The sequence below is a fragment of the Commensalibacter sp. ESL0382 genome (assembly GCF_009725775.1).
Lineage (GTDB): Bacteria > Pseudomonadota > Alphaproteobacteria > Acetobacterales > Acetobacteraceae > Commensalibacter > Commensalibacter melissae.
Map to the genome: position 1 here is coordinate 1 of NZ_WNII01000001.1, position 13,304 is coordinate 13,304.

Genomic DNA, 13,304 nt, shown 5'->3' on the forward strand with positions numbered 1-13,304 from the left:
ATGACAAAAGAAGAAAATTTACACACCAATACAGAAAATAGCTCTGTTCCTGATCAGGAACAAGATTCACGGGGTCATGAAACTATTTTCCCACAAGAGGAAAACGGCACGGAATCTTCAGATTCCTCTTCCAACCAGAATAGTGAAGTTGACAAGTTGAAAAATGAACTGCAAGCCATGAAAGATCAGTGGATGCGTTCAGAAGCCGAAAATCAGAATCTACGCAATCGCCATAAAAAAGAGCTTGAAGATACACGCCTGTATACTGTACAGAAATTTGCTCGTGACATCGTAGAGACAGCCGAAAACCTGCGTCGCGGCATTGATAGCTTGCCAAAACCAGCTGAGAATGAAGATCCAATGATTACAAAAATGCGTGAAGGTTTTGAAAGTACTGAACGTTCATTTTTAAAAATTCTGGAAAAAAATGGTATCAAATGCGAAGATCCGACAGGCAGTCCATTTGATGCAAATAAACATCAAGCAATGGCAGAACAACCATCTGATGAACACCCTCAGGGAACCATTATTCAAAGCTGGACACCAACATGGACCCTAAACGACCGTCTGTTAAAACCAGCCATGGTTGTCGTGGCCAAATCTCCTGAAAACACATAATGCAGATATTAAATAACTAAATTAATTAGCTGACTTCCATTAATTAAATGTGTATAATGGAGCTGTTCAAAAGGTTTCTTGAAGATTTCACTAAAGAAACTTATATAATGGTAACAAGTCATAACTGTAACCTCGCCATTATTGGGGGTTAATGTTTAATGACCATGATTTTTAAAAAAGGACTTTTAGAAGGCGCTTCGGGTCTTGTGAAAGTTGCTATTAGGAGATGAATTAAATGAGTAAAGTTATTGGTATTGACCTTGGTACAACAAACTCCTGTGTTGCTATCCGTGAAGGTAATGAAACCAAAGTAATAGAAAATAGTGAGGGGGCCCGTACTACCCCTTCAATGGTTGCTTTCACTGAAAACAATGAAATGCTTGTTGGTCAATCAGCAAAAAGACAAGCTGTTACCAATCCAACAAATACATTTTACGCCGTAAAACGGTTAATTGGTCGTCGGTTTGACGATCCGACTGTAAGCCGTGACAAGGGGTTGGTTCCCTATTCTATTGTCAAAGGTGAAAATGGCGATGCATGGGTTGAAGCCAGAGATAAAAAATACGCCCCTTCACAAATCTCTGCATTCATTTTAGGTAAAATGAAAGAAACAGCAGAAGCATATCTGGGCGAAAAAGTAACACAAGCTGTCATTACTGTTCCAGCTTATTTTAATGACGCGCAACGTCAGGCAACCAAGGATGCCGGTAAAATTGCTGGACTTGATGTTCTTCGTATTATCAACGAACCAACAGCCGCCGCGCTGGCCTACGGTTTGGAAAAGAAAAATAGCGGCACCATTGCTGTATATGACCTGGGTGGTGGTACTTTTGATATTTCTGTTCTAGAAATATCTGATGGTGTAATTGAAGTTAAATCAACCAACGGTGATACTTTTCTTGGTGGTGAGGATTTTGATGCTCGAATCATTGATTTCTTGGCTGATGAATTCAAAAAAGAACAAGGAATTGACCTTCGCAGTGATAAACTCGCCTTACAACGTTTGAAAGAGGCGGCTGAAAAAGCAAAAATCGAACTTTCCTCTTCAAAAGAAACGGAAATTAACCTTCCATTTATAACCGCTGATGCTTCCGGTCCAAAACACTTGGTCATTAAATTAAGTCGTGCAAAACTGGAAAGCTTGGTTGATGATCTAATCACCAAAACCCTAGAACCTTGTAAGGCAGCGATCAAGGATGCCGGATTATCAGCAAATAATATTGATGAGGTTATTTTGGTAGGTGGAATGACCCGTATGCCAAAAGTCATCGAGGTCGTCAAAAGCTTCTTTGGCAAGGAACCCGCCCGTAACGTTAACCCTGATGAAGTCGTTGCAATTGGTGCTGCCATTCAAGGTGCTGTTCTTAAGGGGGATGTTAAAGACGTACTGTTGCTTGACGTTACTCCTTTATCCCTTGGAATTGAAACACTCGGAGGTGTTTTCACACGTTTAATCGATAGAAACACAACCATTCCTACAAAGAAAAGCCAAACCTTTTCTACAGCAGAAGACAACCAAAGTGCTGTTACCATCAAGGTTTACCAAGGTGAACGTGAAATGGCGGCAGACAACAAGTTGCTTGGCAACTTTGATCTAACAGGAATCGCACCTGCACCACGTGGAGTCCCACAAATTGAAGTAACATTCGATATTGATGCAAACGGTATCGTTTCTGTATCCGCCAAGGATAAAGCAACCGGTAAAGAGCAGCAAATTCGTATTCAGGCTTCTGGTGGTCTGTCTGATGCCGATATCGAAAAAATGGTTAAAGATGCTGAAGCGAATGCTGAGGCAGACAAGCAGAAGAAAGAAATGGTTGAAAGCAGAAATCAGGCAGATATGATGGTCGCCCAGGTAGAGAAAAACCTGCAAGAGCATGGTGACAAGATTGATGCTTCAACAAAATCAGATATTGAAGCTGCCGTAGCCGATGTTAAAAGCAAAAAAGAAGGTGATGATTTGGAAGCCCTAAAATCATCAACTGAAAAACTTTCCCAGCTTTTAATGAAAATCGGTGAAACCATTTACAAAGCAACCAATGATGCAAATGCAGCCGCAGGGGCTGCTGGAGCAGAAACTGCAGATCAAGCGGGTTCCTCTGCAAAGCCAGAAGAAGACATTGTTGATGCTGATTTTGAAGATGTCAATCATAATGACAAAAAATCTAGCTAATGGGTCAATGCCTATTAAATAAGATATATTAACCAATTTGATATGTCATAAGAAGTCAAGCCCGTCCTTTCAACAAAGGCGGGCTGCTTTTTGTTACGATACCTATTTGAAGATAATTTGAGGACATCAATGTCTAAACGAGATTATTATGAAATTCTAGAGATTAGTCGCACGTCAAGTAGCGAAGAAATTAAAAAAGCCTATCGCAAGAAAGCAATGCAATACCATCCTGATCGTAATCCTGGCGATCAGGAGGCGGAAGCCAAATTTAAAGAAATCAATGAGGCCTATGATGTTCTAAAAGATGAACAGAAAAAAGCCGCTTATGACCGTTTTGGTCACGATGCTTTCCAAAATGGCGGGGCCGGTAATGGTTTCGGTGGTGGTTTTGGAGCTGGTGGCTTCAGCGATATCTTTGACATGTTCGGCGATATGATGGGTATGAACCGTGGCGGTAACAGTCGCAAACGTTCTGGTGCTGATATCCAAATTCAAACCGAAATCCAGTTAACTGAAGCTTTTACAGGCATTAAGAAAAAGGTAAAATATAAAACAAAAAAACCTTGCCAAAGCTGTGATGGATCAGGATCAACAGACAAAACCAATGGAAATAAAACCTGTCCGACCTGTCATGGTTCTGGAAAAATCCGTGCTCAACAGGGATTTTTTCTGGTAGAACGCCCTTGTAATACCTGTCATGGAACAGGCCAGGTCATCAGTAACCCATGTAAAAAATGTCATGGTACCGGGCTTGAAAATCAAGATAAAGAGTTGGAAATCGATATACCTGCCGGAATTGAAGATGGAACCCGTATAAGGATTTCGGGGGAAGGGGAGGCCGGCAGCAATGGAAATCCACCTGGGGATTTATACGTATATGTTTCTGTTTTACCCCATGATCTATTTCACAGAGAAGGGGCAAATATATTCTGTCGTATCCCCATTCGAATCACGCAGGCTGCTTTGGGAACAGAGCTTGAAGTGCCTATCATAGATGGTGGCAGATCAAAAGTGAAAATTCCTGCCGGTACCCAAACAGGTAAACAATTCCGTTTACGGGGTAAGGGGTTTTCTGTTCTACGCTCTTCATCACGTGGTGATATGTATATTGAAGTCAAAGTCGAGATTCCTCAACATTTGACAAAACGCCAGAAAGAGCTGCTTGAAGAATTTGAGGCAGAAGCGCAAAATAAAGAAAATGAGGGAAATCCGGAAACAACAAGTTTTTTTAAGAAAGTCAAAGATTTCTTTGAAGGAAAATCCTGATTAATCTATATCTTTGATAAATGAAAGTGTTTAGAATGAATACATCTGTTTTACGTATTGGTATTGCTGGCATAACCGGACGTGTTGGACGTCTTTTGATGGAAGAAATTACCTCTAGAGATAATGCTGTTTTATCTGGAGGTACATCACTTTCAAAAGACATTCATGATATACCAGATTCTGTTCAAATCTTCTCTGACATTGCAAGTCTGGTCGAAAAAAGTGATGTAATTATCGATTTTACAAATGCTACAGCAACGGAAACACATGCAAAAGCATTAAACAATAGTAAAACAGCATGGATTTTAGGAACAACAGGCATATCTGAATCCGTCCAAAAACTTATCAAAGAAACCGCAAAAACCATTCCCGTTGTTCAGGCGGCTAATTTTTCACCTGGTGTAACCTTGATAACCCGACTGGCTTTTGAACTGGCGAAAGCTTTGCCTGCCGATCAGTATGATGCTGAGATTGTGGAAACACACCATCGTCAAAAAATTGATGCTCCATCTGGAACAGCTTTGGCAATCGGGGAATCCATTGCAAAAGCAAGAAAGGTGGATTTAGGATCTGTTGCAGAAATTGGCAGAAAAGGGTTTACAGGGGCCCGGAAAAAAGATGCCATCGGATTTGCTTCCTTAAGGGGCGGACAAATTGTTGGTGAACATAGTGCCATATTTCTCTCCGATGTTGAGGAAATTGTTCTTACACATAAAGCTTTTGATCGTCGCATTTTTGCAAAAGGTGCCGTTCGATCAGCTTTTTGGTGTATCAATAAACCCGCAGGTTTATATGACATGAACCATGTTTTGGGACTGGATCCGGTCAAATAATAATTTTTTTTAAATTAATACTTGACGGATAGACCACAAAAGGGTCTGTTTACAATACTTGTGTTTTTTTATTTATTAGTGAGATAGCAGAAAAATTATGCGAAACAATAGCGATTTTCTGTTCGCTTCGGAATCGGTATCAGAGGGTCATCCAGATAAAGTTGCCGATCGTATCAGCGACACCATTTTGGATACCTACCTTGCCGCAGATCCAGAAGCGCGCGTAGCTTGTGAGACTCTTGTTACAACCAATCAGGTAATTTTGGCTGGAGAACTGCGTGGCCCGAAAAGCATTACCAAAGAAATGCTTAATGAAAAAGCCCGTGAAACCATACGTGAAATTGGATACGACCAGGACGGTTTTTCTTGGAAAACCGCAAATATATTAAACCTGTTACATGCACAGTCTCCCCATATCGCAGTCGGGGTTGACAGTAATGAAAGTAAAGATGAAGGCGCTGGCGATCAGGGAATCATGTTCGGTTTTGCAACGTCTGAAACCGAAACCTTAATGCCTGCCCCAATTTATTATGCTCATAAGATCCTAAAAAATCTCAATGACCTACGTAAATCAAGTGACCCTAAGGGTAAAGGATTTCTTCCGGACGCAAAAAGTCAGGTAACCTTGCGTTATGTTCACGGTAAACCTGTTGGCGCAACCTCTGTTGTTTTATCAACCCAACATGAGGAATCCATGCCACAGGGAAATATTCGTGACGTTTTAAAAGAACTGATTACGAATACATTGCCAGAAGGCTGGATGTGTCCAGACAAAGAATTTTATGTCAATCCTACAGGAATTTTTGTTATTGGAGGTCCTGATGGCGATTGTGGCCTGACAGGTCGTAAAATCATCGTCGATACTTATGGTGGGGCTGCCCCTCATGGTGGGGGAGCTTTCTCGGGTAAGGATCCAACCAAAGTTGATCGCTCAGCAGCATATGCCTGTCGTTATCTTGCCAAAAATATTGTAGCTTCCGGTCTTGCTGATCTTTGTACCCTGCAAATTTCATATGCGATTGGAGTTTCCCATCCTCTCTCTGTTTATGTTGATTTACATGGAACAGGCAAAGACATTGATGAAGCAAAACTTGAAAAAGTCTTACGTGAATTAATGGATCTTTCTCCAAGAGGCATCCGTAAACATTTACGATTAAATCGTCCCATATACAAACAAACTTCAGCCTACGGTCATTTTGGACGCCATCCAGACCCGGTAAAAGATGATTTTACATGGGAAAAAACTGATCTTGTTGATGCTTTGCAAAATGCTTTTAATCGTTAAAACTTAAGTATATGACCATAATTCAAAAAGGTTCTTGTGGAGAAAGTGCTCAAGAGCCTTTTTCCAAAACAGATTCATCCCTACCCAAAGACCGTTTGTACGGGCGTCGTCGTGGTCATCCTTTACGCGACAGACAAAAACGGCTTCTTTCAGACTATCTTCCCCGAATCAAATTCCCAACCAGAAATATCAAACACCCCTTTGAGGCTTTTGAAAGTCAGCCCAGGGCATTATGGCTGGAAATTGGGTTTGGGGGAGGTGAGCACAGCCTTGCCCAGCACCAAATACATTCTGATATTGGTTATATTGCATGTGAGGTATTTGAAAACGGAATTTGTTCCCTATTATCCAATCTTGTTCAGGAAGATGTTAAGGAAACAGAAGCAACTGTTCCAAATATGCTTCGGATATGGAATGAAGATGCACGTATCTTGATCCGTGCATTACCGGAAAATTCAATTGAAAAGGTTTTTCTGCTTTTTCCTGACCCTTGGCCAAAAACGAGACATGCAAAAAGACGGTTTGTCCATCCAGAACGTCTGCCTTTGCTTCATCGTATTCTAACTCTCAAAGGACAATGGCATATTGCAAGTGATGATCCAACCTATCAGGCATGGGTTGAAGAAACCATGGAGAATCAACCCTATTTCAAGAAAATCATGCAAACGAACAAACGTCCTGAAAACTGGCCATCAACCCGTTACGAACAAAAAGCCTACAAGGCTGGAAGATCACCAATTTTCTGGATATTTGAAAAATCATGATTTTTTATTATTATCAACTTTTAGTTCCTGTTCTGCACGCTTAACAAGCCTATGTTCGTTATTACGTAAAAATATAAACACCAGAACAGCAACTACAACAAAGATAATCCCTATAACAAGGCCTATAGTCCCTTTTAGTCTAAGAAATTCCTGACCCAGGAAATATGCGGTATATGTAAAGGCACCTGCCCAACACATACCCCCCAAAGCGTTATAGATTAAAAAATCCTTCCAATGCATATGTGTTGCACCTGCCAATAAAGCCGTAAAAAACCTTAAAATGGCAACAAAACGTCCAAAAAAAACAGCTTTACCCCCATGATGCCTAAACAAATATTGTCCTAATAATAGACGATCTGGGGTCAATTTGAATTTAGGACCATATTTTTTCAATACTGGATATCCAACAATACGACCAATAAGATATCCAAAATTATCCCCCATAATCGCACCGACAATCGCGGATAAGGCAATATAATTAATATTGAGGCTACTGTAATGAGAGGCACAGTAAATGGATATGGTAATCAGCAAGCTTTCAGCTGGTAGGATTAATCCCATACTTTCCAACATAATGATAAGACCAACAATATAATAGGCATGGGATTCATAATGATGAACAAATTGTAAAATATAATCTAACAGTGTTTAAAATCCATATTGTTTCATTTCTAAAAATCTTACTATCTTTATGACCGATTCTAACCAATTAAGAAAGATTTAATTTTTATCGAGTTTGTTATGAATATGTTCAAAAAAAATGGCCCTTGTGGAAGTTGGCCCTCCCCTTTCACAACGGAAACTGTTGCAGGAAAGAACGTTATTTTTTCCGAATTACAAATAGATGAGGAAAACATATATTGGCTTGAAAGACGTCCACAGGAACAAAACAGAACCGTTCTTGTCCAATGGAATAAAAACAAGGGTATAAAGGATATAACCACACCATCATTTTCTGTTGGAAATAAGGTACATGAATATGGTGGAGGATCCTATAGCGTTCATAAAAACAGTATTGTTTTTAGCGATCTTTATACAGGTGGGATTTGGACTGTTTCACAAGATCGGCAGGCTACTTGTCTGTATCAGGACAAAACCTTGCGTTTTGCCAGCTTTAACTTGATTGATAAACATGTTTTCTGTGTTTGTGAAGATCATTCAACAAATAATGTTAAAAACAGTCTTGTTCTATTTTCATTGGATAATCCAAATATAATGATAACACTGGATGAAAAGGCTGATTTTTATAGCACACCAACATTATCAAAGGATCAAGCGAAGCTCGCCTGGATTGAATGGTATCATCCTTTCATGCCATGGGAATCAACGTATTTATGTTGTGCAGATTTTGATATTAAGGATAAAGCGATTAAAAATAAAAGGATCTTGGCTGGTAATAAACAAATTGAATCTCTGATTGAACCAGGCTGGACAGAAAATAATCAGCTCTATGTTTGCAGTGACCGTGAAAATTGGTGGAATCTTTACCATGTAAACTTGCACACTGACGAAGCTGATAACTTAAGAGCCATTACCCAGATGAATGCCGAAATTGGTAAACCACATTGGATTTTTGGCCAAAAAAACTGGTATCCGGTTTCAAATAATAATTTTGTTGTCCAGGCTATTCATCAGGGATTTCCTGAAACATTTGTCATAAGTCATAATAAAATCAAAAAAATTTCCCTAGATCAACCTGAATACTGTCCTGTTCCCATAAAAAATAATGAATTTGCCTGGATAAACTGCTCAACTTCCCGACCAACGGAAATCATTTACCAGGATAATCATCACAATAAACAGGTTATTCAAATATCAAGTCTAGTTCATATACACAAGGAAGACATTTCCATTGGACATACTATATGTTTCCCAACACAGGACCATCAATATGCTTATGGTTTTTTCTATCCACCAACCAATCGGTATTTTCAACCAAATAAAAATGAATTACCTCCCTTGATGGTCATTGCTCATGGTGGACCAACAGGTCAAACTGTTAACAGTTACAATCCAAAGATACAATTCTGGACCAGTCGAGGTTTCGCGGTTGTTGATGTTAATTATCGAGGATCTACGGGTTTTGGAAAAACCTACCGGAATGCATTACAAAAAAAATGGGGAATCCTGGATGTCCAGGATTGTATTGATGCCTGTAACTATCTAATCAAGCAACAAAAGGTTGACCCAAAAAAAATCGTCATAAAAGGCAGTAGCGCAGGAGGCTTTACCGTATTATCAGCCCTAGTCAAGTCCAAGATTTTTGCTGCAGGATCATGTTTATATGGTGTGGGGGATTTAACAGCCCTAGCCGAGGAAACACATAAATTTGAATCCAACTATTTAAATGGTCTTATCGGATCTTATCCAGAAGAAAAAGAGCTTTATCATGAACGCTCCCCTTTGACCCATATTCATCAAATTGCATGTCCCCTTATTCTTTTTCAAGGCCTTAAAGATATGGTGGTCCCTCCATCACAGGCAGAAAATATTATTAAAGTTTTAAAAAACAACCATATTTTCCATGCATATTATACATTTAAAGAAGAAGGACATGGATTTAAACAAGAGGCAACCGTAAAAAGGGTTCTTGAGCTGGAGCTAGCTTTTTTCGGTAAAATTCTTGGGTTTAAACCGGATAGTATTTCTGAAAAGGTAACATTACACACTTAGATAAAAAAGCAAATCCTTTTTTGGATTTGTTTTAATGGGTTACAAACATTTACAATAATTCAAAAAGCAATATTTCAGCAGCTTTAACTGTTGTGATCTGAATATTTTCCTCATCAAAAACAGCAACGCCATCACTTGTTTGAATCAATTGTCCATTTACTCTCAATTCACCAGTAACAACTTGAATCCATACATTTCCGTATCTTTTTAAAATTGTATATTCATGATCTTCTTGTGCCTTAAATCGCCAACGCCAAAGATTCATGTCTTGGTAAATCTTTAGGGAATTTTCACGTGCGTCTGATGATAAAATGAGTTGCCTACCCTCAACCTCAGGAAAATATCTTGTTTCATACCGTGGCTTAATATTTATTTCATTTGGTTTAATCCATATCTGATAAAAATGTAACGTTTCCTGATCAGAGGGATTATATTCTGAATGATGAATTCCGGTACCGGCACTCATGATCTGAAACTCGCCGGCTTTTACCCGCTCCCTAAAACCCATACTATCTTGATGTTCAATGGTTCCTTCCAATACATAGGAAAGAATTTCCATATTCTTGTGTGGGTGCTGACCAAACCCTTTACCCACCTGTACCCGATCTTCATTAATTACCCTTACATCTGAAAACCCCATAAAATCCGGATCATAGTAATTTGCAAACGAAAAACTGTGATAGGTTTCAAGCCAGCCATGGTTGGCATGCCCTCTTGCATTTGCCTTACGTACATAAATCATTCTATAGACTTTCAAATATTCAAGATAATGGAATCGATATTAATCAAGAATGTTTCATAAATACCATTGGTTTCCTAATTCTTAACGGAATGGTCTCTGCGAAATAATGTCCATTCCTCAATAACCTGTCCACCAGGTAAAAGACAATCATTATATTCTCCAAGATTATTTTGTTTTTTGATCAGCTTTCCCTTCAACTTTAGACAATAAACAGAGGCGGGATTGGGCATCCCTATTTTTTGGGCGGGAAATGAGATTTTATGATTACTTTTATTGGCCGCCTGGCAATTGGACAGGGTAAAAACCGATAATAATATTCCAATATTAACAAAATATTTATTCAAGTTTTACCCCTTTTGAATGTATTTACTGTTTTATAATACTATGTTTCAGATAATTTCAGAACAAATTATTTACCTCCATTCTCTCATCAAATATCAAATAAAAAAACCTAACCTCAAACAAGGTTAGGCTCCATATCAGAATTTAAACCCAATTTGTAGCTAGACTCTTCTTTTGCCTGCAATCCAAACCTGTTCAACCTGCATATTGGCATTCATCACAACAAAATCTGCCCTTTTTCCAAGTGCGATCTCACCACGATCAGTCAATCCCTGATATTGGGCTGCATTTGTACTTACCAAACGTGTCGCTTCCGGTAGTGTTGCCCCATGAACCAAAGCGTTACGAAAGGCTTGATCAAGCGTTAGGACACTTCCTGCAAGATGTCCATTCATTCCCATCACACAACCATTTTTAATGATCACTTTCTGTCCACCCAATTCACTTTCACCCTCAGGCATTCCAGCTCCACGCATCGCATCTGTCACAAACAGCAAATGATCGGGTTTTTGACGATGTGCCAATCGAAAATTGACAGGATGAACATGATGGGTATCAAAAATCATCTCAGCGTATGCCTTATCATCATCTAATATGGCCCCGGCAAGACCTGGAGCGCGTCCTTCAATCCCACCCATTGCATTAAATAAATGGGTTCCCCCCACAACACCATGATGTGTATGAGTTATTTGCAAAGCATGTTGGGCTTGGCTATAGCTGCATGCCGTATGTCCCAAACTGACACGAATTCCAGCCTTGGTTAATAAAGGAACAGCCTGTTCAATATATTCAACTTCAGGGGCAATGGTAATGACTCTGACAATATCCAGATCTATCATTTCCTGAAGCACTTCTGCCTTTGGCATGATATTAAATGGAGGCTGGGCACCCAGTTTTTTACTACTGATAAAAGGACCTTCCAAATGGGCACCTCGAATATCGGGAAGATCCGCCAATCCCTTTTGTCGCACCTCTTTAACTGCCCGAAGTGAATCAAGAATTTCTTTCCATGGCCGTGTTATGGTTGTTGGTAGAATGGTTGTCGTGCCATGATGCATATGAAATCTTGAAAGCCTTTCAATTGCCTCCGCACCATCCATTGTATCCGCGCCATCTCCACCATGAACATGACCATCAACAAAACCCGGCAGAATATAATATTGTGGATCTTTATTGGATAAATTTCCAGCCTCTATATCAGAAATTATCTCACCAAAAGATATATTACCTGTAACAACCCGATCACGTAATACAATACGTCCTTGTAAATTGGTCATCCCTATGCACCCTCATTAATAATGACAGGTCGAGATGCTTTGCCTCTTTTCAGGTCAAAATAACCATAAATGCCATATAAACCCATAATCGTGTAACAAATAATGGCTATACTTGCAAAAACCGTTTGAAAATCAATAAATTTCGTATAATAACTGTAAATTTGCGGAATAACAGCACCTCCACAAATCCCCATTACCATTAAAGCTGCACCACTAGCTGTTCGTTCACCCAAACCACGTATGGCAATTGGAAAAATAGCGGGCCACATCATTGAATTGGCAAATCCCAATAGAGCGATAAAAGTAATTGAAATATATCCGGTGGTCAACCATGCACCAATAGCAAAAATAATGCCTAAAACATTGGATACAACCAGATAACTTTCTTGGGAAAGAATTTTAGGGGTAATAATAATTCCTGCAAAATAACCGGCCAACATTGCAGAAAGGGTAAAAGAAGAAAAAAACTTGGTAATATCGAGAGAAATATGAAAATCTGATCCATAAGTACCGATGGCACTTCCAGCCAAAACTTCCATACCTACATAGGTGAAGATACACAAAACACCAAACCATAAACGAGGAGAGGTAGGAATTCCACCACTGTTTCCTTTTTGCTGTCCATCATCTTCATTGTTGATTTCTGGTAAAGTCGAACGATAAATTCCAAAAGCAACCAAAAGCAAAATCAATGCCATTCCCATATATGGATAATAAACTTTATCAGCAAAAACAGATATAATTTGCGTTTTCTCACTAATGGATTTGGCGGCATCAATACGTTCCTGGATGCCACTGATATTTGTAACAAACATTCCAAAGATTACAGGGGCAAGAATACCAGCACCCTTATTGCAAATACCCATTATTGCCTGCCTTTGGGCACCTTTTTCAATAGGCCCCAAAATACTAACATAAGGATTTACAGCGGTTTGTAGACACGACAATCCAACCCCAATAATAAATAAACCTATTAAAACCCCAGTATACCAATGAGATTTTATAAACTGGCCAAAAATTAATGCACCTATTGCCATGACAATCAATGCAATACACAAGCCATTTTTCATGCCTGTCTTTTTTAACACCCATGAGGCGGGAAGTGAAAAAACAAAAAAGGATATGTAAAAAGCAGATAAAACAAAAAAAGCATTGAAATCATCAAGCGAAAAAGCAACTTTTACAAAAGGGATTAGAGGGCTATTAATCCAAGTAAAAAATCCAATAACAAAAAAAAGAACACCTACAATAATAAGAGGTTTTGTCGTATTCTGAGGAACATTAGGCGATATCTGATTAGACATATATTTTCCTTTTATCCACGCCTTGAA

At 39.2% G+C, this 13,304-nt stretch carries 12 protein-coding genes; 7 read left to right on the plus strand and 5 right to left on the minus strand.

Annotated features, from left to right (window positions below; all coding sequences use genetic code 11):
- The 6 genes from GM552_RS00005 (at position 1) to GM552_RS00030 (ending at position 6,939) form a co-directional block, all read left to right on the plus strand.
- Complete coding sequence (locus tag GM552_RS00005) at positions 1 to 618, plus strand: nucleotide exchange factor GrpE (protein ID WP_155564735.1); 618 nt, start codon at positions 1 to 3, stop codon at positions 616 to 618.
- A 235-nt stretch (positions 619 to 853) separates the two neighbouring features.
- Positions 854 to 2,791: a molecular chaperone DnaK gene (dnaK, locus tag GM552_RS00010; protein WP_122124196.1), complete on the plus strand. Its 1,938-nt coding sequence runs from the start codon at positions 854 to 856 to the stop codon at positions 2,789 to 2,791.
- Between the two features lie 129 nt (positions 2,792 to 2,920).
- On the plus strand, positions 2,921 to 4,057 hold the full coding sequence (gene dnaJ, locus GM552_RS00015) for a molecular chaperone DnaJ (protein WP_110439202.1): 1,137 nt from the start codon (positions 2,921 to 2,923) through the stop codon (positions 4,055 to 4,057).
- 35 nt (positions 4,058 to 4,092) lie between these two features.
- Positions 4,093 to 4,890 carry a 4-hydroxy-tetrahydrodipicolinate reductase gene (gene dapB, locus GM552_RS00020; protein ID WP_155564736.1) on the plus strand — a complete coding sequence of 266 codons (798 nt, stop codon included), beginning with the start codon at positions 4,093 to 4,095 and terminating at the stop codon, positions 4,888 to 4,890.
- Between the two features lie 97 nt (positions 4,891 to 4,987).
- Entirely contained in the window at positions 4,988 to 6,175 is a 1,188-nt protein-coding gene (metK, locus tag GM552_RS00025) for a methionine adenosyltransferase (protein ID WP_155564737.1), read from the plus strand.
- An 11-nt stretch (positions 6,176 to 6,186) separates the two neighbouring features.
- Positions 6,187 to 6,939, plus strand: a complete 753-nt coding sequence (locus GM552_RS00030; protein ID WP_155564738.1) for a tRNA (guanosine(46)-N(7))-methyltransferase TrmB — start codon at positions 6,187 to 6,189, stop codon at positions 6,937 to 6,939.
- On the opposite strand, the gene GM552_RS00035 is transcribed toward GM552_RS00030, so the two are convergent.
- Entirely contained in the window at positions 6,934 to 7,512 is a 579-nt protein-coding gene (locus GM552_RS00035) for a DedA family protein (protein ID WP_155564739.1), read from the minus strand. The two genes, GM552_RS00030 and GM552_RS00035, sit on opposite strands and share 6 nt — an antisense overlap.
- A gap of 168 nt (positions 7,513 to 7,680) precedes the next feature.
- Between GM552_RS00035 and GM552_RS00040 the strand changes: the two genes are divergently transcribed.
- A complete protein-coding gene (locus tag GM552_RS00040) occupies positions 7,681 to 9,612 on the plus strand; it encodes a S9 family peptidase (RefSeq protein ID WP_155564740.1) in 1,932 nt (643 codons plus the stop codon).
- A 49-nt stretch (positions 9,613 to 9,661) separates the two neighbouring features.
- Here GM552_RS00040 and GM552_RS00045 read toward each other — a convergent pair whose 3' ends face one another.
- The 4 genes from GM552_RS00045 to GM552_RS00060 form a co-directional block, all read right to left on the minus strand.
- Positions 9,662 to 10,354, minus strand: a complete 693-nt coding sequence (locus tag GM552_RS00045; RefSeq protein WP_155564741.1) for a pirin family protein — start codon at positions 10,352 to 10,354, stop codon at positions 9,662 to 9,664.
- Positions 10,355 to 10,428: 74 nt separating this feature from the next.
- A complete protein-coding gene (locus GM552_RS08835) occupies positions 10,429 to 10,698 on the minus strand; it encodes a DUF333 domain-containing protein (RefSeq protein WP_196424804.1) in 270 nt (89 codons plus the stop codon).
- 159 nt (positions 10,699 to 10,857) lie between these two features.
- Positions 10,858 to 11,973 (minus strand): N-acetylglucosamine-6-phosphate deacetylase, encoded by a 1,116-nt coding sequence (gene nagA / locus GM552_RS00055; RefSeq protein WP_155564742.1) that lies wholly within the window; start codon positions 11,971 to 11,973, stop codon positions 10,858 to 10,860.
- A 2-nt stretch (positions 11,974 to 11,975) separates the two neighbouring features.
- Complete coding sequence (locus tag GM552_RS00060; RefSeq protein ID WP_155564743.1) at positions 11,976 to 13,277, minus strand: sugar MFS transporter; 1,302 nt, start codon at positions 13,275 to 13,277, stop codon at positions 11,976 to 11,978.
- Positions 13,278 to 13,304 lie beyond the last annotated feature (27 nt).